Below are 23,960 nucleotides of genomic sequence, written 5' to 3'. Positions count from 1 at the left end.
GCAATGACGGTTCAGGACCGTGTGCCTCACACCGGCGGCGGGTTCGCCTTGCGGATGCGCTCGCCGATCGCGTGATAGAGGCCGTCGAGCGGGCGGAAGACGAAGCGCACGGTCGAGCGGCCGGGCGGCACCTGCACGGCCCGGAAGATCACGTTGGCACGCAGCAGCTGCGCCGGCTTGCCGTCGACCTCGACCTGCCACCAGGGCTGCCAGACATCGTTCAGCACGACGAAGCCGCCGCGCGGCGCATCGACATCGAGCAGGACCTCGGTCGTGCCGTAATTGCGGATGCGCACGCTGCCGGCCTGGGCCGGGCCGGTCGGCAGGGGTGGCGGCGCCTTGTCGAAGAGGACGGTGCGGCGTGGGTCGAAGCCCGCCGGCCATTGCCCGCCTTTGAGGATGGCGCCGAAATCGGCAGCTTGCGCCTCCGTGACGAGGAGCACGCGCGGCAGGGCGCGCGGGTTCTCGTAGACATAGGCGTCCTTGGTCCGGGCGATCTGGACGAGATCGCCGGGTTTCAGCTGCTTGTCGATCTCCTCGACCGGGACGCCGGTCGCGATGAAGCGCAGGCCGAGCATGTCGGCGAGCAGCGAACGATAGGACGGCATCAGCGGCGAGAAGGTGCGCTGGTCGGGCAAGGCGACATGGTCACCGGCACCGGTCGCCTCACTGTAGAGGCCGAGCCGGAGCGGGTTGTAGCCCAGCGTGTTGTCGAGGCCATGGACAAGGCTGGCATTGGGCCAGTGGAAGTCGATTCCGGCGAGCTCGATGCGATCGCGCCGGTCGGGGCCGGCGGTGCGGGCGGTCTCGCGCTTCAGCAAGGCGATGGTCTCGTTGCTGCTGTCGGCGCGCAGCACCTCGTACATCCCGGCCGGCAGGGCGGTCGACTCGCTCGGGCCGTTGTTGACCGAGAGATCGACGACCATGGCGGCGGCGAGAATGATGGTCGCGGCCATGCCGGCGCCCTGCAGAGCGAGGCCGCGCGCCGCGACCAGCGCGCCTGCGACCAGCATCAGGCAGAGCAGGGCGGTGACCAGCGGCACGAAGGCGACATGGAGCCGGCCGACCGTCCAGGCCAGCCATATCGCTGCACTGAAAGCTGCCAGCAGCAGCAGGATCTCGAGCACGATCTGCCAGCGGCGCGGGCGCGGCGCGGTATCGGTCAGGACGAGATGGGTGAGGTAGCCGCCGAGGATCGCCAGCAGCGCGCCGAGGATGAAGAGCGCATCGGCCGGGCGGCGGTAGAAGTCGATGCCGGGCAGGTGGAAAAGCAGGGCAAAGCCCGGCGTATAGCGGCCGAGCGCGAAAACCAGCACGAGGAGCGCAGCGGCGCTGAGTGCGACGATCTCGCGCCGCAGCAGGGCGCCGCGGACGATGCCGACGCGGCCGACGAGCAGGATCGGCAGCAGGCCGAGATAGAGCTCGCCCATATTGCGGGCGAGATAGAGATCGAGCGGGCCGAAGCGCTTCTCCCAGGCGGGGCTGGGCGGGCCCCAGAAATTCTCCAGCGGCCCGGAGGCGCCATAGAGATTGGCGATCAGCCCTGTCAGCAGCGAGCCCGGATGCAGCGAGCCCTTGCCGGCGCCGGCGAGATCGATCACGGGCCGGTTCGATTCCTCCGCCAGCACGGCGGTGAGCAGGATCGGGATCGTCGCGACCAGCGTGGCGCCGACAACGCCGAGCAGCAGCGGCATCAGGCTGGCACGCAGCGCCGCCAGTGGCTTGTCGGCCATGGCGATCGCGGCGAGCACGAGCCCGGCGAGGACATAGACGCCGAGCAGAGCGACCTGGTCGCGCCCCAGCACCATGAAGCCGGCAGCGAGACCGGCGGCAAAACCGTAGCGCCAGGAGCTGCGTTCGAGTGCGCGCGAGAGCAGCAGCAGCGTCACCGCGAAATAGGACAGGCTCAGCACCTGCCCGACATGCTGGATGCGCCAGGCTGCGGCCGCGCCGAAGGAGAAGGAGAGGGCGCAGACGACCGCCCCGGCCGGGTGCCAGCCGCGATCACGGAAGAGGAGGACGAGGCAGAGCGCGCCGACAAGCAGCGAGCCCAATAGGGCGCCGTCACTCCAGCGGAAATCCGGGGCCGGATTGAGCAGGGCGATCAGGAAATAGGGCGGCGAGAAGATCAGCGATTGCGGGTCGGCGACCTGCGGCGATCCCGCGAAGACGAAGGGCGTCCAGAACGGCGAGAGGCCCTTGTGCAGGGCGCTGGCGAGGAATTGCAGCTGCGGATGGAAATGCGCCTTGGCGTCCCAGGGCACGGTGACGGCGCCGGAGAGCCAGGGCCAGGACAGCGCCAGCCAGCCGGCGCAGACCAGCAGCATCACCCTGGCGGTCGGCCAGGGAGCGGGCGGCGGCTCGGTCTCTTGGTGGTCCCGACCTGGCAGGGGAGCATCGGACATCAGGGCTTCCTGCCCCAGCTCCGGGGCGCGATCAATGCTCGCGCCGGTCAATCCTTGGGAGCGGCACGCGCCATCAGCGCGTCCATGTCGATGAAGTGGCCGGCGCGGTCGCGCTTGGAGGCGAGATAGCGGACATTGTGGACATTCGGGCGGCCGAGCACGCGCTGGGTCGCGGCGACTTCGAGCCCGGCGGCCTTGATCGCCCCGATCTTCAGCGGGTTGTTGGTCAGCGCCGTGACGCTGGAGACGCCGAGCTGCTTCAGCATCGCTGCGGCGAAGTCGAAATGGCGCTGGTCGAGATCGAAGCCGAGCACCTCGTCGGCATCGTAGGTGTCCCAGCCCTGGCTCTGCAGCTTGTAGGCGCGCATCTTGTTGGAGATGCCGTTGCCGCGGCCTTCCTGGTCGAGATAGAGCAGGATACCGCCCTCGTTCTCGGCCATCCACTGCACGGTCTCGCGCAGCTGGTCGCCGCAATCGCATTTCAGCGAGCCGAACAGGTCGCCGGTCAGGCAGGCCGAATGCAGCCGCACCGGCACGGCGGCCGTAAGATCCGGCTTGCCGACGATGATCGCGACCTGGTCGCGCAGGCCCTCGCCGCCGCGGAAGACGACGAATTCGGTATCGGGCGCGCCTTCGAGCGGCACTGGCGCGCGGCCGACGATGGCAAGGCGCGCGACCTGCGCGGCGCGATAGCCGTTGATGGCGTCGATCGAGACCTCGATCAGGGGCTCGCCGGCGACCTGCGCGGCCTGGACCGGAACGAGGATCACAGCCGGCAGCACCAGCGAAAGGCGGGCGAGTTCGAGCGCAGCGTTGTCGAGCGCATTGGCCGGCCCGACGGGGGCATCGACACGGGCGTCGAGCTTGAGGGCGAGCGTCTCGATGCGGGAGAGGTCGATCGCCGGCATGGCGAGGATGCCGGTCTCGGTGCGCCCTTTGGCGCCGAGACGGCGCAGGCGCGCGGCGCTCAGCACGAGGCGAGCCTTGCCGGCGGACAGGGAATCGAGACGGGTGGTGAGATCGGCTTCGGCGAGCTCGGCCGACAGCGCCAGCGCCAGCTCCTCGCCCTGCCGCAGCAGCACCGGGCGGGCGGCGCGGAACTCGGCGAGAGCGCGGTCGACGGCGACCAGATCGGTCTCGCCCGGCCGGTCGAAAAGCTTACGCGACTGAGGCATCGGAAAGTCCGTCAGATTGCGCCCGAAGGCGCGGAGGAATGTGAGCTAGCTACGCGCGTCTCGCCTGGACAGATGCGTCCGATGCAACACCGCGTTCCTACAACGTATCCGCTTCTGCGTGGTTCCCAGGACAGTGCCCGCAACAGGCCAGATCGGCAGCCGATTGCAGACTGGCCTATAAAAGCGCGAGATTGAACACCAGATGAATAGTCTCGGAAGCGGACCCTGACCAGATATGGCGAGCGGGAGCGCGTAAGGGAAATGACGCAGGGGCATGACCCGGTAACGCCAAGCGCGGGACGCGGCGCCGTCTACAGTCCGACGGCGCGCATGCTGCACTGGATCACGGTCGCGGCAGTGTTCGTGATGATCCCGCTCGGGCTCGCCATGAGCTATCGCGGCAACACGCTCGACATCTGGGACGGGGTGACCGACGCGCTCTATTCGACACACAAGTCGATCGGTTTCCTTGTGCTCTGGCTCAGCGCCGGCCGGCTGATCTACCGGCTGGTGCATGGTGCGCCACCCGACGAGCCGACGCTGGAATGGTGGCAGAAGGCCGCCTCGCATCTTCTGCATTGGATGCTCTACGGTTTGCTGCTGATCGTGCCGCTGCTCGGCTGGATCGGCGTCTCGCTCTTCCCGTCGCTGACGGTGTTCAACCTGTTCGACCTGCCGGCACTGGCCGCGCCCAATGAGGATCTCGCCAAGCGTGTGCTCGCCCTCCATGGCTGGCTCGCCATCCTGCTGGCGCTGCTGGTCTGCGGGCATATCGGCGCGGCGCTGTTCCACACTTTCATCCGCAAGGACGGCGTGCTGCGCCGGATGCTGCCGGGGTTGAAATAGGGCTCACCACTCGTCCGGTCGTGCGGTCCCCTCGGTGATCTCCACCAGCCGGCGTCGGGTACCCGGCGTCGTCCCCTCCGGCAGGGCCGAGAGCGGGAAGAAGCGCGCCTCGGCGATCTCGATATCAGGCTGCTTCGGCGCGCTCTGCGCGAAGGCGCGCACGATGAAGACGGCGACATGGTCGCGAGTGGAGGCATGGCGGTTGAGGAAGATGCCGTGCAGCGCCGCAGGGCCGGTCAGCATGATGTTCGCCTCCTCGCGCAATTCCTTGGCGAGCGCGTCGTGAAGCGTCTCGTTCGGCTCGACGCCCCCGCCGGGCATATGCCAGCCGGGCGTATAGGTGTGGCGCACCAGCAGGACCTCGCCGGCCTCGCTCAGCACGGCGGCGCGGACGCCAAGGGTCATGCCGCGGCGCAGGCGGAAATAGAGGTGCAAAACCCGGCCGGCCAGCCGCCGCAGCCCGCGCGGTACGCGCTCGATTCGCGATGCGCCCGAGCCCGGGCCGGATCCGTCCTCGTTGCTCACGATGTGGGCAAATCCTGCTGTCGGATTAATTGTCTATGCAATGGGCGCATAACAGAACTCTGTTTGCCCTCTCGATATAACGCAAACGCGCCTTAAATGACGGTTACAAGTTTCGCATCACCGCTGGGGAATTATCATGCTTCTCGCCTTCATCACCGCTCGCCTGAATGCCAAGCCGCGCTACGTCTGGAAGCCGGCCGTCACCCTGACCGATCCGCGCATCGTCTCGGAGCTGATGGGCTCGGCCAACTGAGCCTTTTCAGGCTGCGTCATCTTCGCCCGCCGCCACCGTCATGCTTGACGCGGCGCGGGCGTTGACGGCAAGCGCTTGAGCGTGTTCACGCTCGCGCATCTCTCCGACCCGCATCTCGGACCGCTGACCAAGTTCTCGCTGCGCGAGCTGCTGGGCAAGCGCGCGACCGGATATGTCAACTGGCGACGCAAGCGGCGCCACGCCCATGACATGGAAATCCTCGGGCTGATCGTCGCCGACATTCTGGCGCAAAAGCCCGACCACATCGCCTGCACCGGCGATGTCTCGCATATTGGCCTGCCGACCGAGTTCAAGACGGCGCTCTCCTTCCTCGATACGCTCGGCCCGCGCGATAGCGTCAGCTTCGTGCCGGGCAACCATGACTGCTATACGCGCTCATCACTTGCTGCGCTGTCGTATGAGCTCGCACCGTGGTGCGCCAGCGATGATGGGCAGGCGGGCTATCCCTGGTATCGCAGGCGCGGCCCGGTGGCGCTGATCGGGATGAACACCGGCATTCCGACCTTGCCGCTGATGGCGACGGGGCGTGTCGGCTCGGCCCAGATCGCCGTCACCGAGAAGCTGCTGACGCAGGCCAAGGCCGATGGGCTGATCCGCGTCGTACTGATCCACCATCCGCCCTATGTCGGCGGTGCGCGGCGCACGCGCGAGCTGGTCGATGCCGATGCCTTCGAGGCGATGCTGCGCCGGGTGGGAGCGGAGCTCGTCCTGCACGGCCATAACCACCGCTTCTCGCTGGCCTGGCGGCAGGGGCCTGGCCATGACGTGCCGATCGTCGGCGTGCCCTCGGCCTCGATCGGCCCGCGCGGCGGCCATGGCGAGCTCGCCTGCTGGCATCTGCTGCGGATCGAAGGGCCGCCGGCGGCCCCTCATATCAGCCTGGAGCGCCGTGCCTTCGATCTCGACGGCACGGTCAAGCTATTGCAGCTGATGCCGCTGACGGGTGGCGGGATCGTCTGACGCGTCAGACGCAGCGACCGCCGTCGACCGCCAGCACCGAGCCGGTCACCATCTCCGACTCATCCGAGCACAGGAACAGCGCGGCATTGGCGATGTCCTGCGGCGTCGAGAACCGGCCCCAGGGAATCGTCGCGGTGAAGGCCTTGCGCTTCTCCGGCGTGTCCTCGCCCATGAAGGTCGCGAGCAGCGGCGTTTCGCCGGCGACGGGGGCGATGGCGTTGACGCGGATCCGATCGGGAGCAAGTTCGACCGCCATCGACTTCGAGAGCAGGTTCGCGGCGCCCTTCGAGCCATTGTACCAGGTCAGGCCGGGGCGCGGGCGCACGCCCGCGGTCGAGCCGATATTGAGGATGACGCCGCCGCCATGCTCGCGGAAATGCGGCACGGTCGCCCTGGCCATCAGGAAGATCGACTTCACGTTGACATCGAAGACGCGGTCGAACTCGGCCTCGGTGACATCCAGCATCGGCTGGTTGCGATGGCTGATGCCGGCATTGTTGACGACGATGTCGAGCCGCTCGAAGCGCTTGATCACCTTGGCTACGGCTGCATCGACGCTTTTGGCTTTGCCGACATCGCAGGCGACGGCGAAAGCCTTGCGGCCGATCGCCTTGGCGGCCTCACGGGCCTTGTCGCCGTTGATGTCGAGCACCGCGACCCGCGCGCCCTCGCGCACGAAGGTCTCGGCGATGCCGAGGCCAAAGCCCTGCGCTGCGCCGGTGATCAGCGCCGTCTTGCCCTTCAGTCTCATGGTGCTTCCTCGAGGATTCTGTCTGCGCGCCGACTGTGGGACGATTTGGCCGGCGGGATAAATACGCTTTCGCGATTGGCCGGATAGCGGAATTGTATGGGCGGGACGCGTCATTCTCGGGCGAAGCGTCCTCGACGTCATTGCGAGGAGCGCAGCGACGAAGCAATCCAGGGAGACGTAGAGCCCTACGTCCCCCTGGATTGCTTCGCTTCGCTCGCAATGACGGCTGGCTTACGCCCCAATCTCCTCGCGCAGCATCTCCAGCTCGAGCCAGCGCTCCTCGGCTTCGGCGATCTCGCGCGTGACCTCGTCGAGCCTTGCCGTCGCCTTGGCGAAGAGCTTGGGATCGCGGGTGTAGAGATCGCCGGCGAGCGCGGCGTTGAGCTTGCCGGCCTCGGCCTGCAGTGCGTCGAGCTTCTTCGGCAGGGTCTCCAGTGCGTGCTTCTCGTTGAAAGAGAGCTTGCGCTTGGACGCGGTTGCAGGCGCGGCCGCTGCTTTCGGGGTTGCCTCTATCGCCTGCTTCTCCGGCGTGGCCCGGCTCCTGGCGCCGACGCCGCGGCCGCGCTGGGCCAGCATGTCGGAATAGCCGCCGGCGAACTCGGTCCAGACGCCGTCGCCGTCCGAGATCAGCACCGAGGAGACCGTGCGGTCGAGGAAGTCGCGGTCATGGCTGACGAGCAGGACGGTGCCGGCATAGTCGGCGACCAGTTCCTGCAGCAAATCGAGCGTCTCGATGTCGAGGTCGTTGGTCGGCTCGTCCAGCACGAGGAGGTTGGAAGGCTTGGCGAGGGCCCGCGCAAGCATCAGCCGGCCGCGCTCGCCGCCGGAGAGGGCGCCGACGGCGGTGCCACGCTGCAATGGCTGGAACAGGAAGTCCTTCATGTAGCTGACGACATGGCGCGGCTCGCCGCCGACCATGACCTGGTCGCTGCCGCCGCCGGTCAGGACATCGCCGAGCGGCGTCGCCGGATCGAGGCTTTCGCGACTCTGGTCGAGCGTCACCATCTCCAGCGCGGTGCCGAGCTTCACCGTGCCGGCGTCGGGCTTGAGCGCGCCAGTCAAAAGGTTGATCAGCGTGGTCTTGCCGGCGCCGTTCGGGCCGACGATGCCGATCCGGTCGCCGCGGGCGATGCGCAGCGAGAGCGGCTTGACGATCGGCCGATCGCCATAGCTCTTCGTGATGCCGACGGCCTCGACCACCAGCTTGCCCGAGGACTGGGCCTCGCTGGCCTCCAATTTGACGGTGCCGACAGCCTTGCGGGCGGTGCGGCGCTGGTCGCGCAGCGCATGCAGCTCGCCGAGGCGGCGCTGATTGCGCGTGCGCCTTGCGCTGACGCCATAGCGCAGCCAGTCCTCCTCGCGGGCGATCTTGCGGTCGAGCTTGTGGCGGTCGAGCTCCTCCTGCGCCAGCACCTCGTCGCGCCAGGCCTCGAACTCGCCGAAACCGCGCTCGACGCGGCGGGTCTGGCCGCGATCGAGCCAGATCGTGGCGCGCGAGAGATTGCTGAGGAAGCGGCGGTCGTGGCTGATCAGCACCATGGCCGAGCGCAGCGATTTCAGCTCCGCTTCCAGCCATTCGATGACGGGAAGGTCGAGATGGTTGGTCGGCTCGTCGAGCAGCAGGATGTCGGGCTCGGGCGCCAGCACGCGGGCAAGCGCGGCGCGGCGGGATTCGCCGCCGGACATCGCCCGCGGGTCCTCCTCGCCGGTGAGGCCGAGTTCCTCGACGAGATAGCGGGCGCGATAGGCGTCGTCGCCGGGCCCCAGGCCGGCTTCGACATAGGCGAGCGAGGTCGCAAAGCCCGTGAAGTCCGGCTCCTGCGGCAGATAGCGGACGGTGACGCCGGGCTGGAGGAAGCGCTCGGCGCTGTCGGGCTCGATCAGCCCGGCGGCGATCTTGAGCAGCGTCGACTTGCCCGAGCCGTTGCGGCCGACGAGGCAGACCTTCTCGCCGCCGGAGACGGCGATCTCGGCGGATTCCAGCAGTGGCTGGCCGCCAAAGGTGAGCGCGACGTCGCGAAGATGAAGCAGAGGAGCCATGGCGCGGGGGATAGACTGCGGCGGCGGCGCTGTCACCATCAAGGGTCTTGCGAGGTGGTCCAGCTTGATCCACTATGAGATACGTTTTGTATCTCATATGAGATGACGCGATGAGACAGCCGGCCCTGCGCAAGCCTCGTCCCGCCCGTATCGGCGACAATGGCGGCCCGCCTCTGGAAGAGAAGAAGCGCAAGCCGCGAACCGATAAAGGCGAGATCGGCCGCACTTTCGACTGGCGCTTCGCCCATCGCAAGGCCTGGAAGAAGCCGCGCGAGATCGCGCTGAGGCGGCAGGAGCGGGCCGAGGCGCTTGGGCTGACCTATGAGGAATATACGCTCGAAGTGCTGGAGCGCGGCTATTTCCCGCAGGAACAGCATGTCGAGACGATCGTCGCCAAGCGGCCCGAGCGCCGTCGCGATGGCGGTGTGGTCGGGCAGTCGCTGAAGGGTATGCGGCTGAAGAAGTAGCCCGTCATTCTCGGACGGAGCGAAGCGCAGATCCGAGAATCTCAGGACCAGCTCGCTGGGTTCCGAGATGGTCGGGTCAAGCCCGACCATGACGCGGATTGTCACGCTCGCAACACCCGCCGCAACACCTTCGTCATCGGCCGCTCGAACCAGTGATAGACCGCCAGCGCCGCGAGCACGGCAGCGAGCAAAGCCAGCATGATGAAAAGCCCGGTCGCGCTCGGTGCGATGCGGGCAAAAACCTCGCGCAGCGCCCGCATGGCGAAGGGGTGGACGAGATAGAGCGCGTAGGAGGCGTCGCCGACGACCGCGAGCGCCCGCACCAGCGCCGAAGGGGCGGTGACGTTGCGCCCGCAGGCCGCAGCCGTGACGAGGAGCAGCGCCGCCGGCCCGCGCAGAGCAACGGCCCCCCAGGACGTCTGCGCCCAGCCGTCGCCGGAGGCGACTATGAACAGGGCCATTCCGATCGCCGCCATCAGCCAGCGCAGGCGGCCGTCAAGCCTTAGTCCATTGCGGCGCAGCAGGCCGACCGCCATGCCGGCAGCGAATTCGAGCACGATCGGCTGGCCCCAGAAGCCGAAGGGCAGGCGAAGCGGCCCGGCCAGGGCCTGCGCCGCGACCAGGCCGGCAAGGGCGATGCAGACCAGCGGCACGACCAGCCGGGCGGGCGCCAGCAGGGCGGCGCCGAACAGCGCGTAGAACAGCATCTCGTAGTTCAGCGTCCAGCCGAGCGAATAGATCGGCTGCAACTCTCCGGCGGCGTTGGCCATCGGCCAGAACAGATAGGACGCGGCGATCTGCTGGAGGCTTGGAGTCTCGGAATTCACCAGCGTGGGCGAGGCGAGGAGGACCAGCAGGAAGAGCGTCGTCGCGGCCCAGTAGAGCGGCACGATCCGGGCGATGCGGCGGGCGATGAACAGGCGCGCGCCACCCAGCCGATCGAACAATCCGGTTGAGGAATGCACCATGATGAAGCCGGAGATGACGAAGAACAGGTCGACGCCAGCCGTCCAGGGCAGGGCATGGGAGGGCGTGAAGCTGGTGCCGGTCCTGGCCGCGAGGAAGCCGGCGTCCCCCTGGACGTGATGGACCGCGACCATCAGCGCCGCGAGCGCGCGCAGGACCTGGATGCCATAGAGCTGGGGCAAGTGGGAATCGTCTTCGAGAAGGAGCGGGTGAGCGCCGGAGCGCTCAGGCAAACCACAAGCGCGCGGGATCGTCGAGGCCGAAGCGGCCGGGCGCGGCGGCGATCGCCGCGAGGCCCTGTTCTGCCGGATCGTCGGCGGTGATCACGTTGAGCGCGAAGCGGGCGGCGAGATCCTCGACCGGCGGCTTGCCGGCGAAGACGGCATGGATCGTCGCCTTGTCGGCGAGCGGCAGGATGCGCGGCGCGATGCCGCCGGCGAGATAGACCCCGCCCGTCGCCTTGAAGCCGAGGGCAAGATCACCGGCGACGCGGGCCAAGAGCCGCCAGAAGCAGACCACCGCCATCAGCGCGCCGGGGTTGCCGTCGAGCGCCAGCGCGCTGACGTCGGCGGCGCTGACGTCGGGTTCGGCGACGTCCGACTGGCGCATCACCGCCCGGTGGAAGCGGATGAGCCCGCTGCCGCTGAGCAGTTCCTCGACGGTGACGCGCGGGATGCCCTCGGCGAGAGCCGGCCAGAGCTTCACCTCGGTCGGGTCCTCCGGACCGATGCCGATATGGCCGGATTCGGTCGGCACCAGCATGCCGGTATCGCCGCGGCGCAAGAGGGCGGCGGCGCCGAAGCCGGTGCCCGGACCGAGCACGAGGCGGGGGCCTTCCGGCTCCGGCTGGCCGCGGACGAGATTGAAGAGGTCGCGATCCCGAAGCACGGCGAGCGAGGCGGCGAGCGCCTCGAAATCATTGACCAGCAGTCCCTGCTCGAAGCCGAGCGCCCGACCGAGCTCCGGGCCGTCGAAGTGCCAGCTGGCATTGGTGAGCTGCGCCTTACGCCCGTCGAGCGGGCCGGCGACGGCGAGGATCGCTGAGCGCGGCTTCACCGTCAGCGTAGAGAGCACCGAGCCGAGTGCAGCTTCCGGCGTCGGGTGCGCACCGGTGCTGATCCGGGCCAGCGGCTCGTGCAGCGCGCCGGGCGTCGGCACCAGCGAGAGCCGGCAATTGGTGCCGCCGATATCGGCGACGAGGACTGGATGAGGAAAGCCCGCGCTCACGCGTGCTTCTTCCAGGGCGAGAACCAGCCGAGGCCTTCGAGCGTGCCGGCGCGCGGGCGGTACTCGCAGCCGACGAAGCCGGCATAACCCAGCGAATCGAGCTGGGCGAACAGAGCGGGATAATCGGGCCGGGTGCCGTCCGGCTCGTGCCGGCCCTCGGCATTGGCGATCTGGACATGGCCGACAAGCGGGTAGAGCGCCTCGAGCCTTGCGCCGACATCGCCGTGGATCAGCTCGCAATGATACATGTCGAACTGCAGCTTGACGTTGGGCCGGCCGGCCTCGCGGACGTAAGCCGCCGCCTGGTCGAAGTCGTTGAGGAAATAGCCCGGCATGTCCTTGCCGTTGATCGGCTCCAGCAGCAGGTCGATGCCATGCTCGCCGAGCTTGTCGGCGGCATAGGCGAGCGAGGCGCGATAGGCCTTCTGGGCTGCGGGATCGTTCGGATCGGTGAGGCCTGCCATCATGTGCAGGCGCTTGACGCCGGTCTCGTGGACATAGGCCAGGGCGGTCTCGATCCCCTTGCGGAACTCCTCCTCTCGGCCGGGAAGTGCCGCTATGCCGCGTTCGTCCTTGGCCCAATCGCCGGGCGGCAGATTGAACAGTGCCTGCTCCAGCCCGCCACCGGCGAGCGCGAGGCCGACCTTCTCGGGGGCGTGCTCATAGGGGAACAGGAACTCGACCGATTCGAATCCGGCTTCGGCGGCCGCCTTGAAGCGGTCGAGAAACTCCCACTCGTTGAACATCATCGAGAGATTGGCGGCAAAACGCGGCATTGGTCGGTCTCGTCAGTCGGATCGAGGCGGCAGGCTAGCCCGTTAGGACGGGCACGTCATTGGTAACCTGCACTGCGCAGGACAGTTCCGCGTTCTCAGCCGCCGAGCAGTCGCGGCAATGACGAGGCCAGCAGTGCGATGCCCGACAGGGTCAGCAGGCTCAGCACGATGCGGCGGAAGGCCTGCTCGCTGATGCCGATATAGAGTTTTCCGCCGAGCAGCGAGGGAATCAGCATCGCCGGCGCGACGATGGCGAAGGCCGGCCACATCTCGCGCGTGACGTTCCCGGCCAGGACATAGCCGAGCATGGTCGCGGCGAGCGTGGTCAGGTTGAAGTTCTGGACGATCGAGCGCTGTGCGTCCTTGTCCATGCGGCGCAAACTGCACCACAGCGTCGGCAGGACACCGGTGAAGCCGCCGAAGCCGCCCATGATGCCGCCGCCGAGCCCGATCGCGCCGTCGGCCAGGCGCCCGCCGAAACGAACCGGCGGCAGATGCGGCGCGAACAGCATGATCGGGCACCAGACCGCCAGCAGGATGCCGAGCCCGGCCTTGAACAGGTTGGGCTCGACCAGCGGCAGCAGCAGCACGCCGACCGGGATGCCGGCGAGGCCGCCGAGCAGGAAGGGCCAGAGCCGGGCGAAGTCGAAGCCGCGGCGTACCGTCACGGCCGCGATGGTCTGGCCGGTCAGCCCGCCGAACACCGCCATGACGGCGGCGAGCCTGGGATCGAGCGTCCAGGCCCAGACCGACATCGCGACGAGGCTGAAGGCGAAGCCGGAGAGGCCCTGCACGAAGCCGGCGAGAGCGGCTCCGATGACGAGGCTGAGGATGATGGGGGTGTCGATCACGGCTTTCCAGCTGAGGCTGACAGATGGGACAGGTGCGCGGGAACCCCTTCTCCCCTTGCGGGAGAAGGTTGGGATGAGGGGGCTGGCGACATTGCCAGATTGCCAGCAGGCCCGGTCTACATTTCCCGGAGCTTTCCAGACCTGAGCGACCCCTCATCCGTCTCGGCTTCGCCGAGCCCCCTTCTCCCGCAGGGGGAGAAGGGGAGCGCTCGCAATCGGAAAGTGGCGAACTATTTCTTCGCCTCCGGCTTGGCTGGCGGGTTCGGGTCCTTCGAGAAGGCACGGAACACCATGTCGGGCGAGGAGGTGTTGTGGCGCGAATGGGTGGCGCGGCCCATCCAGACATCGGTCGCCTTGCCGCCGGTGAAGGGCATCAGCGCTTCCTCGCGCCAGCCCTTGGCGCCGGGCTCGCGGATGGCGATGCGGGCGACGTCGTTGTTGAACTCGGTGACATACATCGAGCGCAGTGCGGCGAAGGCCTTGCCGCCGGTCACCGGCTTGTCGAGCACGGCGTCGAGCACCATGCGGTTCTCGTCGACGCTGTCGAGCTTCAGCGTGCCCGAGCTGCCGTCCTTGAAGGCGAGGTTGAAGGAGAGCGTCTTGGGATCGAAGGCGATCTCCTTGATGTTCACCACCGGCCGCGCGCCGTCCTGCTCGACCGGGCCGAACAGGAAGGACGAGCCATAGGCCGCGGCCGAGAGCTGCGGCGGCGGCAGCGGCCGGACGCGCCAGTAGCCGTCCTGCGGGTAGACGACCAGCACCTCATAGGAACCGGTCTTGCCGAGCTTCCAGAGCTGGACGAGATGCAGGCCCTTCTCGACGCGGTCGCCGACCCGGAAGGTCGTCTCGGCCGGGCGCCAGAAGCTCTCGAAGGTGTAGCCGACCAGCCAGTATTCGATGCTCTCGTAGAAGGTGACGCGCTGCGGCGGCACCGGCGCCTTGAAAACGGGATCGCCGCTCATATCGCAATCGGTCCAGTCGGCATCCCAGTTGTCGCGGAGCAGGCCGGCGATATAGGCCGGGTGCGCCGCCTCGATGCGGAAGCGCCGGACCTCGGGCGAGATCGCCTTGATGGTGACGTTGTCCTTCTCGGCGCAGGCGACCTGCTCCGACTCGTTCCTGACCTCGACGGCGACGTCGCCTGCGGCGTGAGCCGCGCCGGCGGCAGCGAGAATGAGGGAGAGCGAAACCGTGAGCGAACGGACGAGGCTGCGCATGACCATCCTTTGATTGAGCGGCTACAGGGCCGCGATCTTGGAGAGGGCGAGATGAACGCAGGCTGGCTGGCGCGCATCCGCCTCGCGATGTGCTCCTCATAAAGAAGGCCACGCGCCGATGAAAGCGCGTGGCCCCAAGGGTGGGTAAGCTGCGAGGGGGCGGGCAGGTGCGCTTCTCCTCCCCCTTGTGGGGAGGAGAGAGTGGTGGGGGTGGTTCCGTCCGGCGATCGCCTCTGTCGTCAGCGTCTCACCAAACCGGGCCACCCCCATCCCCATCCCTTCCCCACAAGGGGGAAGGGATGCACATCGAGGCCTGTCAGGCCTTCCGCTCCAGCTCTTCGGCAGGCGTGCGGCCGAGCCGGTAGAGGTTCTGGAGGAGAGCCTCCAGACCCGCACCGTGGCCGCCCGCATGCAGGTCGATGCGGCCGACCTTCTCCACCAGCTTCTCGAGCGCCTCGAGCTCCTTGAGGCGGACGAGCAGCGGGTTGTCCTCCATCAGGCGCGCCGTGTTGAGGAGCGAGCGGGTCGCCGCCGTCTCCTCCTGGCGGCGGATCAGGTTGGCCTTGGCCACCCGCTCCGCCTCGACGACCTTGTTGAGGAGCTCGCGCACCTCGCCGGGCAGGATCACGTCCTTGATGCCGAGCTCGGTGATCTCGACGCCGAACGCCGTGATCCGCTCGCGCACATAGGCCTTGATCTCGGCATCGATGGCGGCGCGGGCCGCCAGGATGTCGTCGAGCGCCCGGGTCGCGATCGCCTCGCGCACGGCGAACTGCACCAGCCGGTACAGCGTCGTGGCGAGATCGTTCGTCGCCGCAGCGAGCTTCCGCGCGTCGGTGACGCGGTGGAAGGCCGTCAGCGTGACGCGCAGCGCGATGCGGTCCCTGGTCAGGATCTCCTGGGCGGTGATCTCGACCGGCTGGGGCCGCAGATCGACCTTGGCGATCCTGACCGTGCGGCCGACCTGCCAGAAGGCATGACGACCGGGTGCGAGCTCGTCGACGAGCACGCCGTCGACGAAGAGCAGGCCGACCTCGTGCGCCTCGACGATCGCGAGCGTGACCAAGGGCGAACGCGTCAGGTCGAGCTTGTCGAGGTGACGGGGCTCGACTGCGAGCACGGCCCTGGTGTCGATCAGCTCGCTCTCGACCCGCGTGATGCAGGTCCAGAAGGCGCGCGTCTGCAGCGGCGCGAGGAAGTGCCGGGACTGACCGTCCAAGGTGACGATCGCGACCTCGCCCGGACCGGTGTGCACGACATGGAGATGCCGTGCGACGAAGTCGGGATGGCCCTTTTCGTAGACGCTGAGCTGCTCGGCCGGCAGCTCGGTGCCGACGACCGGGACGATGTCGACGGTCAGCCGGCGCATCGGGTCGAGCAGCGTGTGCCGGCCGGGTTCGAGCAGGCGCTCGAACTTGCCGTCGCGCCGGAGCAGGCCGCGCTCGTTCTCTGCGATCCGCGCCGTCAGGCGAAGAATATGTCGCGTCATCGTCATCTCCATAGGCTTGGCCTCCCGCAGCCCTTGCCGCGAGACGCTGTTTGCGGCCGAGGCGGCACCACGCCACTCCGGCAAACTCGAAAAAATGGGTCACCGCCCCGCCTTCCAGCGTGGCCGTTGCGGATCATGGCTTAGAGGCAGCCGGGCACGCGCGGGACCTCGGGCAGCGTACCGCCGCCCGGAGGCGGAGGCTTGCCGCGCAGTGTCGACGGCGGTTTCGGCGGCCGGTATCCGCCATGACGCGGAGCATCGGACACGCTTGCCGCTACAGCCTTTCCACCACTGAAGCGGCGGGTCAGGTCGTCACGGCGTGGAAAGCAGGGCGGCTTCCCGATTGTGAATTCGCTTTTGCGGAGCGAATGCTTTGGAACGAAGGATTTGAACCCTCGACAACAAGATTAACAGTCTTGCGCTCTACCCAACTGAGCTAGTTCCACGACCCCGGACGGATTTGAACCGCCGACCTCCCGATCACCTCGGGCGCTCTACCAGACTGAGCTACAAGGCCTTCCCTCCGGTGCAGAACACACTCCCCGCAAAGCGGTGTGCGCCAGCCTGGACTCGGCGAGCCAGGACACAAGGCGTCCGAAGGGAGGGCTGCTCTAAGGGCAAGGATGACCTGGCGCAAGCGGGGATTCGCCGGAGCGCGATCACCTTTGGTAACCGAGTGTGAAAACTTAGGTGGCTCCCCGCTGACCTTGCGACATCGGGAGCACTTGCGGCCGTGCTCGAGATCGCGCCCAACTCAGCGTGCTGATGCGGCCCAGGGCGGTGATCGATGCAGATGCAGTTGTTGGCCGCCGGCGTGCTGATGATCCTGATCGGTATCGCCCATTCCGTGATCGGCGAGATCCTGATCTTCCGGCAACTGCGGGCGGGGACGATTGTGCCGGTGCTCGCACCGGCGCCGCTGCGCGAGCGGCATCTGCGCATCCTCTGGGCGAACTGGCACCTGACTTCGGCGCTCGGCTGGGGATTGGCGGCGCTGCTGATCCAGTTTGCCAGCTCGCCCGACCTGCCGGCTTACGCGCTTCACATCCGGATCATCGCGATCGCGACGCTCGCAGGCTCGGCCCTTGTGCTCTACGCGACAAGAGGGCGGCATCCCGGCTGGCTCGGCCTGTTGGTCGCAGCCGGACTCGCCTGGCTCGGGCAGAGCGGCGTGTAAGCCTCAGCGCGACAGCAGCGCGTAGACGTCGCCTGAGTTGGCCTCGTGCGGCAGGTCGCGGAGATAGCTGCTCATCGCTTCTGCATCGACCGCTTCGGGGAAGACAAGCTGCTGGCTCTCGCCGAGCGCGACGTTGAAGCGATAGGGGCCGAGCGCTTCGAGCCGTCCTAGGCAGGCCTCCGCGACATCGCGCTGGATCGTAGTGAACTCGAAGGAGAGGGCGGGCGGTGTCTGCGTAAGGCCGGCTAGGACATGTGCCTCGAAGCCCTCGACATCGATCTTGGTGAAGGCGGGCAGGCCGTGCTCGGCGATCAGCGCATCGAGCGTCGTGCAGGGCACGGTGAGCTCGTGATCCCAGACCTGCTCGCGCCAGCCGTCCTGGCCATGGGCCGCATCGACGAACTCGCCCGAGAGAGTGGAAACCGTCGGGTTGGCGCTGTTGATCTTGAGCGTCGCAGTGCCTTCGCTGTCGCCGCAGGCCGCCTCGACCAGGGTCACCTTGGGATCGCGGCCATGGATCAGGCGCAAGGCGCGGGCGGGGCCGGGTTGGGGCTCCAGCGCGACGACACGCGCCCCCAGCCGGCGGAAGGAGGAGATGCGGTCGCCGACATGGGCGCCGATGTCGAAGGCGAGATCGCCCGGCCGCAGGAAACGGGCATAGAGCGAATCCATCGCGACCTTGCGGACATGGTCGCCATGATAGACCCGCAGCGAGCGCGACAGGCTCTTCGCCGTGCCCCTGGGATAGGCGACCGGCTTCATCGCGCCTGACCGCCCTGGATTGCGACGATCTCGGCCGGCGGGTCGAAATCCTCGGGGATGCCGCAGAGCCCGGTGCGGACGAAGAGCGAGCCCAGCGCCGGCGCCGCGGTCAACATCGCAAAGGGGATGGCGAGGATATAGCCAGCGGTCAGCGGCAGCGACCAGATCAGCACGGTCGGCGAGAGCACCATCAGCGTGCCGAAGATGTAGATCCCGAACAGCAGATGCGGCCAGAGGCCGGCGAAGGCAGTGGCGAAGGAGAGGGCGTGCGCATCGCGCGCTTGGCCGTTCCAGCCGATGCTCGCCTTGCCGAAAGCGAGGCCGACCATGAACAGCGTCGTCCGGAAGGTCGAGACCGCGCCCTGCAGGAAGGCGAAGACGATCTCGATAAGCGAGGAGACGATGAAGCGCGCCGTGCCACCATAGCGCTTCGTGCCGTCCCTGGTCAGCAGGATGTCGGCGAAGCCGGCGAGCTTGGGCGAGAGATACATCGCGAAGAACAGCACATAGAGGAAGGCGGCGAAACCGGCCGGGTAATCGGCGATGCCGCGGTCTTCCAGGACCTTCAGCGGCAGCAGCGCGATCATCAGCGTCCAGGCCGGCAGGCCGATGAACATCAGGATGGCCCATGCGAGCTGGAAGCGGCTCATCGCCTTCAGGCCGGGGATGTCCATGATCTTGAGATACTGCAGATTGCCGAGGCACCAGCGCAGGTCGCGCCGGGCGAATTCGAGCATGGTCGGCGGGTTCTCCTCCCAGCTGCCGGCCTCGACCGGGAGCACGCGGACCTCGTAGCCGGCGCGGCGCATCAAGGTCGCCTCGACCTGGTCGTGGCTCATGATGGGACCACCGAGCGGCGGCCCGCCCGGCACGGTCGGCAGATGGCAGTGATCGCGGAAGGGTGCGATCCGCACCATGGCGTTGTGACCCCAGAACGGGCCGCAATCGCCGATCCACCAGGCCGAGCCCATGGTATAGGGCCGCATGCCGTGGCGCATGCCGAACTGGAAGATGCGCGCAAACGCCGACTTGCTCGGCATGCCGACGACGAGGCTCTGCAGGATGCCGAGCTTCGGATAGGCCTGCATCATCCGAGCAAGGGCGAGGATGGCCTGGCCCGACATCACGGAATCGGCGTCGAGCGGCAGCATCAGTTCGTAGCGATCGCCCCAGCGTTCGCAGAAATCGCGGACATTGCCGGCCTTGTAGCCGGCATTGTCGCTGCGGCGGCGATAGGTCAGGCGGCCCTGCTCGCCGATACGCGAGGCCAAGGCGGCGGCAAGTTCCGCCTCGGTTGCGGCTACAGCCGGATCATTGGTGTCGGAGAGGACGAAATAGTCGAACCAGGCACCTTCGCCGGTGGCGTCGAGGCTGTGCTTGACGATCTCGAGCCGGCGGAAGGCGCGGGCCGGGTCTTCGTTGCGCAACGTCATCAGCACGGCGGTGCGGATCGCGAGCGGCGTCTGCATCTCGCCGGCAGCAGCAAAGGGCGCGACCTGATCGAGCCCGTCCTTGGTGCCATGCAGCAGCCAGAGGCCGATCGCGGCGTTCCAGAAGCCGAGCACGGTCCAGGGCGCGCCGAACAGGAAGGCGATGAAGATTGCGATATCGGCGAGGCTCCAGCCGCCGGCCGAGAGCACATGGGCGAGACCCCAGAGCAGGCCAGCGAGCGTCACGAGGTTCAGGCTGGCGACGAGCCAGCGCCGCGCCCGCAGGGTCGATACCGACTGCAAGCCCGCCGGCGTCAGTCTTGTGTCCTCTTGCGCCGCCGCCTGGAACGTGGTCGGAGCGGGACGCTGGTTCATGGCGGTTTCCGTCATGGGCTCGACAAGGCTGGCGGGGAACGGCGCGGAGGGCGATGCGTGGTAAAGCCGGCAATTGCGAATGAAGCAAGCGCGCAGGCGACCGCGCTCTGGTATGCCGCTGCGCGTGAATGCGTCCTGAACACGGAAGAGCTGCCGCCGCCGGGGCCGGGCGACTGCTTGGTCCGCACGCTCTGGAGCGGCATCAGCCGTGGCACCGAGCGGCTGGTCTTCGAGGGCCGCGTGCCCGAGAGCGAATATGAGCGCATGCGGGCCCCCCTCCAGCAGGGCGCGTTCCCGTTTCCGGTGAAATACGGCTACTGTGCCGTCGGCATGGTGGATGCGGGGCCGGAAGAGCTGCTCGGCCGGACGGTGTTCTGCCTGCATCCGCATCAGGATCGCTTTGTAGTACCGGCAGATCGCGTGACCCCGCTGCCGGAGGGGCTTCCGGCAAGGCCCGCCGTACTCGCAGCCAACATGGAAACCGCGCTCAACGCGCATTGGGACGCCGGCTCCGGCCCGGCCGACCGCATCGTCGTGGTCGGTGGGGGCGTGCTCGGCCTGCTCGTGGCGTTCATCGCGGCGAAATTGCCGGGGGCGGAGGTGACGCTGGTCGATCTCGACGAGAGCCGCGCCGGGTTTGCGCAGGCGCTGGGCTGCCGCTTCGCGCTGCCGGCCGATTGCCCTGTTGATGCCGACCTCGTCTTCCACACTAGCGCCAGCGCCGCCGGCCTCGCCACAGCGATCGGCGCAGCCGGCTTCGAGGCGCGGATCGTCGAATTGAGCTGGTATGGCGAGGGCAGCGTGGCCGCCCCGCTCGGCGGTGCCTTCCATGCCCGGCGTCTGCAGCTCATCTCCTCGCAGGTCGGGCAGGTCTCGCCGTCGCGGCGGGCGCGCTTCGACTATGCCCGCCGCATGCAGGCCGCTCTGGCGCTGCTGGCGGATGATCGGCTCGATGCGCTGATCACCGACGAGATCGCCTTCACGGATGCGCCGGCCCGCCTGCCGGCCTTGTTCGCCGGCGCGGGGCTGACGGCCGTCCTGCGCTATTGACGCCACGCCCCGGGCTTCGCCAAGACTGCGCGCGCTGAAGGAGACTGCCCCATGTTTTCCGTCGAAGTCCGCGACCGCATCATGATCGGCCATTCGCTGCCCGATCCGTTCTTCGGCCCGGCGCAGGCGATGCACGGCGCGACCTTCGTCGTCGATGTCGCCTTCTTCCGCGAGAATCTGACCCGCCAGAACGTGGTGGTCGACATCGGCGCGGCGCTGACCGTGCTGAACGAGACGCTGAAGCCGCTGAACTACAAGAACCTCGACACGCTGCCGCAGTTCGAGGGCGTGCTGACCACCACCGAATTCCTCTGCAAATACATCTTCGACGCGATGGCCCTGGCGGCCCGCACCGGCAAGCTCGGGGCGGATGCTGCCGACCTCGCCAGGATCCGCGTCACCCTGCACGAAACCGATCTGGCGCGGGCGAGCTATGAGGGCGCGCTCGCGTGAGCGCCGTTTCGATGCCAGGCGCCAATGGCTCGACCTGCTCTCTCCCCCGGAACGGGGGAGAGGTGGAGAGGGGGCCGGCGTCAACCTTGAAAAGCAGGCGCTGCCCCCTCCCAACCCTCCCCCGTTCCGGGAGAGGGCTTAGCGTCGCGATCGGTCCGGGCGAAACGCCATGAGCGAGATCGTCTTCGCCATTCCAGGCGATCTCTCGCTGCCGACCGGCGGCTACGCTTACGACCGGCGGCTGCTGAAAGAATGGCGCGAAATGGGCGTCGCGGCGCGGCATCTGCCGCTGCCGGGAAGCTTCCCGAATCCGAGCGAGGCGGAGCTATCCGAGACCGGGCGGGCGCTCCTGTCGCAGCCCCATGACAGCGTGCTGCTGATCGATGGGCTCGCCTATGGTGCCTTCCCGGAGGGGATCGCGGCCGGGTTGGCGGGACGCGTCGTCGCGCTGGTGCATCATCCGCTCGGTCTGGAGACCGGGCTGTCGCCGGCGCAGGCGGCCGAGTTCGTCAAGCGCGAGACGGCAGCCTTGCGCTACGCGTCGGCGGTCGTCGTCACCAGCGGGACGACCAAGCGGCTGCTCGTCGCCGATTTCGCCGTCCCGGCGGAGCGGATCACGGTCGCGGAGCCGGGTGTCGACTCGGCTGATCGGGCAACCGGTTCCGGCGGCGAGAGCATCAAGCTGCTCGCTGTCGGCTCGCTCGTGCCGCGCAAGGGCTATGACGTGCTGATCTCGGCACTGGCGGGACTGGCCGATAAGTCGTGGCACCTGACCATCGTCGGTGCCGATGATCGCGCGCCTGCTACCACGGCCGCATTGAGAGAGCAGATCGCTGCCACGGGCCTTTCGGAGCGGATCAAGCTCGCGGGCGCGTTCAGACAGGCCGAGCTCGACGCCGCCTATGCCAAGGCCGATCTCTTCGTCATGCCCTCGTTGTTCGAGGGCTATGGCATGGTGCTGACCGAGGCGCTGGCGCGCGGCCTGCCGATCCTGTGCACCACCGGCGGTGCGGCAGCGGAAACAGTTCCGGATGCAGCAGCGCTCAAGGTACCCCCTGGCGATGTGGCGGCTTTCCGCGCTGGACTGGCCCGCCTGATCGACGACACCGAGGAGCGTCAACAACGTGCTGACGCAGCCTGGGATGCTGCCAGCACATTGCCGCGCTGGCGCGGGACTGCGACGATCGTCGCCGAGGTGTGCGCAAAGGTATCCCCATGAGCGGATTTTCTCCCGATTGGCTCGCTCTGCGCGAACCGGCCGACCATGCCGCGCGCAATCCGCAGGTGTTGACCGCTGTGGGCTCGACCTTCTCGGAGCGGCAATCGCTATCGATCATCGATCTCGGTTGCGGCGCCGGCTCCAACCTGCGCGGCAGCTACAGCGTGCTGCCGGCTCGCCAGCACTGGACCCTGGTCGATGCCGACAGCCGCTTGCTCTCGGTGGCGCGGCGCAAGCTCGCCGAATGGGCCGACGAGGCGCAGGAGCAGGGCGAGGAGCTCGTCCTGCGCAAGGCCGACAAGACGCTGACGGTCGATTTCCGCCAGGCCGACCTGACCAAGGAGCTCGAATGGGTGCTCGGCTGGCAGCCGGACCTGGTCACCGCCGCGGCGCTGTTCGATCTCGCCTCGGTGCGCTGGCTGGAGCGCTTCGTCGCCTCGCTGGTCAGCATGCGGCTGCCGCTCTACACCGTGCTGACCTATGACGGGCGCGAGAGCTGGGAACCGGCGCATGCCGAGGATCAGCGCATGCTCGCGGCCTTCCACCATCACCAGCATAGCGACAAGGGCTTTGGCCCAGCGGCTGGCCCTGAGGCCACGGAGGCGATGGCCCAGGCCTTCCGCAAGGCCGGCACGGCGGTGACGGTCGGCGAAAGCCCGTGGCAGCTCGGCTCCGCGCAATCGGATCTCGTTCGGGAGCTGGCGGCCGGGATCGCCGCCGCCGTGACCGAGACCGGCCATGTCTCGCCGGAGGCGATCGCTGGCTGGCTGGAGGCCAAGCGCGGTGCGTCCGTCGTGACCATCGGCCATCAGGACCTGTGGGCACGGCCGGTCTGAAGCCATTGCCAACCGCGCCGAATTCGGCCATGCCGCGTTCCCGACCATGACCTCGCTTCCCCTCACCATCCGCCAGGAACTGCCGGGCGACGCCGCCGCGATCGAGCGCCTGCACGAGCGCGCCTTCGGCCCGGGCCGCTATGCCCGTACCGCCTCGCGTCTGCGCGAAGGCGCCCCGCATGATCCGGCGCTGTCCTTCGCCAGCCATGTCGGCACCTTCCTGGTCGGTTCCGTCCGGGTGACGCCAATCCTTGCCGGCGGCGGGCCGGGGCTGATGCTCGGGCCGCTCACCGTCGATCCCGCCTTCGAGGGGCGCGGCATCGGCGCTGCGCTGATGAACGCCGCGATCGAGGCGGCGCGCGAGCACGGCCACGAGCTGATCCTGCTGGTCGGCGATGCGCCTTATTACGCCCGCTTCGGCTTCAAGCCGGTGAGGCCGGGACATCTCGTCCTGCCCGGCCCGGCCGATCCGGGGCGCTTCCTGGCGCTGGAGCTAAGCGAGGGCGTGCTGGCGCAGCGCAACGGCGCGGTGGCGGCGCTGCGCTGAGACAGTCGTCATTCTCGTGCGGAGCGAAGCGCAGACCCGAGAAACTTTCGACGTGGAGGCTCCAGTCAGAGCCCCCTCCGGCCTGAGATGCTCGGGTCAAGCCCGAGCATGACGGGTGGTGGCGCCGGCGTGACAGCGCTGG

Annotated in this window: 22 protein-coding genes and 2 tRNA genes; 9 read left to right on the top strand and 15 right to left on the bottom strand. The window is 68.0% G+C overall.

All coding sequences use genetic code 11. The annotated features are described in order from the left end of the window. Positions 1 to 26: 26 nt before the first annotated feature. Both AC3WLC_RS27035 and ribA read right to left on the bottom strand, forming a co-directional pair. Complete coding sequence (locus AC3WLC_RS27035; RefSeq protein ID WP_493686979.1) at positions 27 to 2,405, bottom strand: glycosyltransferase family protein; 2,379 nt, start codon at positions 2,403 to 2,405, stop codon at positions 27 to 29. 47 nt (positions 2,406 to 2,452) lie between these two features. Further along, the gene (ribA, locus tag AC3WLC_RS27030) at positions 2,453 to 3,580 is read right to left on the bottom strand and encodes a GTP cyclohydrolase II RibA (protein WP_493686978.1); all 1,128 of its coding nucleotides are present in this window, start codon (positions 3,578 to 3,580) and stop codon (positions 2,453 to 2,455) included. A gap of 261 nt (positions 3,581 to 3,841) precedes the next feature. Between ribA and AC3WLC_RS27025 the strand changes: the two genes are divergently transcribed. Further along, entirely contained in the window at positions 3,842 to 4,426 is a 585-nt protein-coding gene (locus tag AC3WLC_RS27025; protein ID WP_493686977.1) for a cytochrome b, read from the top strand. 3 nt (positions 4,427 to 4,429) lie between these two features. Here the strand turns inward: AC3WLC_RS27025 and AC3WLC_RS27020 are convergent, their stop codons facing one another. Further along, entirely contained in the window at positions 4,430 to 4,951 is a 522-nt protein-coding gene (locus AC3WLC_RS27020; RefSeq protein ID WP_493686976.1) for an NUDIX domain-containing protein, read from the bottom strand. Positions 4,952 to 5,285: 334 nt separating this feature from the next. On the opposite strand from AC3WLC_RS27020, the gene AC3WLC_RS27015 reads away from it, so the two are divergent. After that, on the top strand, positions 5,286 to 6,185 hold the full coding sequence (locus AC3WLC_RS27015) for a metallophosphoesterase family protein (protein WP_493686975.1): 900 nt from the start codon (positions 5,286 to 5,288) through the stop codon (positions 6,183 to 6,185). A 4-nt stretch (positions 6,186 to 6,189) separates the two neighbouring features. Here AC3WLC_RS27015 and AC3WLC_RS27010 read toward each other — a convergent pair whose 3' ends face one another. Together AC3WLC_RS27010 and AC3WLC_RS27005 are read right to left on the bottom strand one after the other, a co-directional pair. After that, the gene (locus tag AC3WLC_RS27010; RefSeq protein ID WP_092156065.1) at positions 6,190 to 6,936 is read right to left on the bottom strand and encodes a glucose 1-dehydrogenase; all 747 of its coding nucleotides are present in this window, start codon (positions 6,934 to 6,936) and stop codon (positions 6,190 to 6,192) included. A gap of 231 nt (positions 6,937 to 7,167) precedes the next feature. Next, positions 7,168 to 8,976, bottom strand: coding sequence for an ABC-F family ATP-binding cassette domain-containing protein (locus AC3WLC_RS27005; RefSeq protein WP_493686974.1), 1,809 nt, complete (start codon positions 8,974 to 8,976; stop codon positions 7,168 to 7,170). 110 nt (positions 8,977 to 9,086) lie between these two features. Between AC3WLC_RS27005 and AC3WLC_RS27000 the strand changes: the two genes are divergently transcribed. Beyond that, positions 9,087 to 9,443, top strand: a complete 357-nt coding sequence (locus AC3WLC_RS27000; protein WP_493686973.1) for a hypothetical protein — start codon at positions 9,087 to 9,089, stop codon at positions 9,441 to 9,443. 101 nt (positions 9,444 to 9,544) lie between these two features. Here AC3WLC_RS27000 and AC3WLC_RS26995 read toward each other — a convergent pair whose 3' ends face one another. The 8 genes from AC3WLC_RS26995 to AC3WLC_RS26960 form a co-directional block, all read right to left on the bottom strand. Continuing rightward, entirely contained in the window at positions 9,545 to 10,591 is a 1,047-nt protein-coding gene (locus tag AC3WLC_RS26995) for an acyltransferase family protein (RefSeq protein ID WP_493686972.1), read from the bottom strand. Positions 10,592 to 10,634: 43 nt separating this feature from the next. Beyond that, positions 10,635 to 11,636 carry a glucokinase gene (locus AC3WLC_RS26990; RefSeq protein ID WP_493686971.1) on the bottom strand — a complete coding sequence of 334 codons (1,002 nt, stop codon included), beginning with the start codon at positions 11,634 to 11,636 and terminating at the stop codon, positions 10,635 to 10,637. Next, positions 11,633 to 12,412 carry a 2-oxo-tetronate isomerase gene (gene otnI, locus AC3WLC_RS26985; RefSeq protein WP_493686970.1) on the bottom strand — a complete coding sequence of 260 codons (780 nt, stop codon included), beginning with the start codon at positions 12,410 to 12,412 and terminating at the stop codon, positions 11,633 to 11,635. Before otnI ends, AC3WLC_RS26990 begins: the two co-directional genes overlap by 4 nt. Before the next feature lie 95 nt (positions 12,413 to 12,507). After that, positions 12,508 to 13,260, bottom strand: coding sequence for a sulfite exporter TauE/SafE family protein (locus AC3WLC_RS26980; RefSeq protein WP_493687158.1), 753 nt, complete (start codon positions 13,258 to 13,260; stop codon positions 12,508 to 12,510). Positions 13,261 to 13,493: 233 nt separating this feature from the next. Next, positions 13,494 to 14,480, bottom strand: a complete 987-nt coding sequence (locus AC3WLC_RS26975) for a hypothetical protein (RefSeq protein ID WP_493686969.1) — start codon at positions 14,478 to 14,480, stop codon at positions 13,494 to 13,496. A gap of 316 nt (positions 14,481 to 14,796) precedes the next feature. Then, positions 14,797 to 15,969, bottom strand: coding sequence for a slipin family protein (locus AC3WLC_RS26970; protein WP_493686968.1), 1,173 nt, complete (start codon positions 15,967 to 15,969; stop codon positions 14,797 to 14,799). Positions 15,970 to 16,343: 374 nt separating this feature from the next. Continuing rightward, a tRNA-Asn gene (locus tag AC3WLC_RS26965) sits at positions 16,344 to 16,413 on the bottom strand. A 1-nt stretch (position 16,414) separates the two neighbouring features. Continuing rightward, positions 16,415 to 16,486, bottom strand: a tRNA-His gene (locus AC3WLC_RS26960). A 270-nt stretch (positions 16,487 to 16,756) separates the two neighbouring features. Here AC3WLC_RS26960 and AC3WLC_RS26955 point away from each other — a divergent pair. Further along, positions 16,757 to 17,146: a hypothetical protein gene (locus tag AC3WLC_RS26955; protein WP_493686967.1), complete on the top strand. Its 390-nt coding sequence runs from the start codon at positions 16,757 to 16,759 to the stop codon at positions 17,144 to 17,146. A gap of 3 nt (positions 17,147 to 17,149) precedes the next feature. On the opposite strand, the gene AC3WLC_RS26950 is transcribed toward AC3WLC_RS26955, so the two are convergent. Further along, positions 17,150 to 17,908 (bottom strand): FkbM family methyltransferase, encoded by a 759-nt coding sequence (locus tag AC3WLC_RS26950; protein WP_493686966.1) that lies wholly within the window; start codon positions 17,906 to 17,908, stop codon positions 17,150 to 17,152. Further along, entirely contained in the window at positions 17,905 to 19,713 is a 1,809-nt protein-coding gene (mdoH, locus tag AC3WLC_RS26945) for a glucans biosynthesis glucosyltransferase MdoH (RefSeq protein ID WP_493686964.1), read from the bottom strand. Before mdoH ends, AC3WLC_RS26950 begins: the two co-directional genes overlap by 4 nt. Before the next feature lie 57 nt (positions 19,714 to 19,770). Between mdoH and AC3WLC_RS26940 the strand changes: the two genes are divergently transcribed. From AC3WLC_RS26940 to AC3WLC_RS26920, 5 genes are all read left to right on the top strand, one after another. Then, on the top strand, positions 19,771 to 20,763 hold the full coding sequence (locus tag AC3WLC_RS26940) for a zinc-dependent alcohol dehydrogenase (RefSeq protein WP_493686963.1): 993 nt from the start codon (positions 19,771 to 19,773) through the stop codon (positions 20,761 to 20,763). A 51-nt stretch (positions 20,764 to 20,814) separates the two neighbouring features. Then, complete coding sequence (locus tag AC3WLC_RS26935) at positions 20,815 to 21,216, top strand: 6-pyruvoyl trahydropterin synthase family protein (RefSeq protein ID WP_493686962.1); 402 nt, start codon at positions 20,815 to 20,817, stop codon at positions 21,214 to 21,216. 169 nt (positions 21,217 to 21,385) lie between these two features. After that, positions 21,386 to 22,435, top strand: a complete 1,050-nt coding sequence (locus tag AC3WLC_RS26930; protein ID WP_493686961.1) for a glycosyltransferase family 4 protein — start codon at positions 21,386 to 21,388, stop codon at positions 22,433 to 22,435. Then, on the top strand, positions 22,432 to 23,271 hold the full coding sequence (locus AC3WLC_RS26925) for a class I SAM-dependent methyltransferase (RefSeq protein ID WP_493686960.1): 840 nt from the start codon (positions 22,432 to 22,434) through the stop codon (positions 23,269 to 23,271). Before AC3WLC_RS26930 ends, AC3WLC_RS26925 begins: the two co-directional genes overlap by 4 nt. 46 nt (positions 23,272 to 23,317) lie before the next feature. Further along, positions 23,318 to 23,818 (top strand): GNAT family N-acetyltransferase, encoded by a 501-nt coding sequence (locus AC3WLC_RS26920; protein WP_493686959.1) that lies wholly within the window; start codon positions 23,318 to 23,320, stop codon positions 23,816 to 23,818. Positions 23,819 to 23,960: the final 142 nt, after the last annotated feature.

The organism is Allobosea sp. GW821-FHT03A12 (assembly GCF_058986765.1).
Note: the sequence above shows the minus strand (reverse complement) of the source record. Positions and strands in the feature narration are given on the sequence as shown.

Excerpts from the sequence above, each read along its gene's own strand:
- AC3WLC_RS27035 (WP_493686979.1), bottom strand. The coding sequence starts at position 2,405 with ATGTCCGATGCTCCCCTGCCAGGTCGGGACCACCAAGAGACCGAGCCG.
- ribA (WP_493686978.1), bottom strand. The coding sequence starts at position 3,580 with ATGCCTCAGTCGCGTAAGCTTTTCGACCGGCCGGGCGAGACCGATCTG.
- AC3WLC_RS27025 (WP_493686977.1), top strand. The coding sequence starts at position 3,842 with ATGACGCAGGGGCATGACCCGGTAACGCCAAGCGCGGGACGCGGCGCC.
- AC3WLC_RS27010 (WP_092156065.1), bottom strand. The coding sequence starts at position 6,936 with ATGAGACTGAAGGGCAAGACGGCGCTGATCACCGGCGCAGCGCAGGGC.
- AC3WLC_RS27005 (WP_493686974.1), bottom strand. The coding sequence starts at position 8,976 with ATGGCTCCTCTGCTTCATCTTCGCGACGTCGCGCTCACCTTTGGCGGC.
- AC3WLC_RS27000 (WP_493686973.1), top strand. The coding sequence starts at position 9,087 with ATGAGACAGCCGGCCCTGCGCAAGCCTCGTCCCGCCCGTATCGGCGAC.
- otnI (WP_493686970.1), bottom strand. The coding sequence starts at position 12,412 with ATGCCGCGTTTTGCCGCCAATCTCTCGATGATGTTCAACGAGTGGGAG.
- AC3WLC_RS26975 (WP_493686969.1), bottom strand. The coding sequence starts at position 14,480 with ATGCGCAGCCTCGTCCGTTCGCTCACGGTTTCGCTCTCCCTCATTCTC.
- AC3WLC_RS26970 (WP_493686968.1), bottom strand. The coding sequence starts at position 15,969 with ATGACGCGACATATTCTTCGCCTGACGGCGCGGATCGCAGAGAACGAG.
- AC3WLC_RS26955 (WP_493686967.1), top strand. The coding sequence starts at position 16,757 with ATGCAGATGCAGTTGTTGGCCGCCGGCGTGCTGATGATCCTGATCGGT.
- AC3WLC_RS26950 (WP_493686966.1), bottom strand. The coding sequence starts at position 17,908 with ATGAAGCCGGTCGCCTATCCCAGGGGCACGGCGAAGAGCCTGTCGCGC.
- mdoH (WP_493686964.1), bottom strand. The coding sequence starts at position 19,713 with ATGAACCAGCGTCCCGCTCCGACCACGTTCCAGGCGGCGGCGCAAGAG.
- AC3WLC_RS26935 (WP_493686962.1), top strand. The coding sequence starts at position 20,815 with ATGTTTTCCGTCGAAGTCCGCGACCGCATCATGATCGGCCATTCGCTG.
- AC3WLC_RS26930 (WP_493686961.1), top strand. The coding sequence starts at position 21,386 with ATGAGCGAGATCGTCTTCGCCATTCCAGGCGATCTCTCGCTGCCGACC.
- AC3WLC_RS26925 (WP_493686960.1), top strand. The coding sequence starts at position 22,432 with ATGAGCGGATTTTCTCCCGATTGGCTCGCTCTGCGCGAACCGGCCGAC.
- AC3WLC_RS26920 (WP_493686959.1), top strand. The coding sequence starts at position 23,318 with ATGACCTCGCTTCCCCTCACCATCCGCCAGGAACTGCCGGGCGACGCC.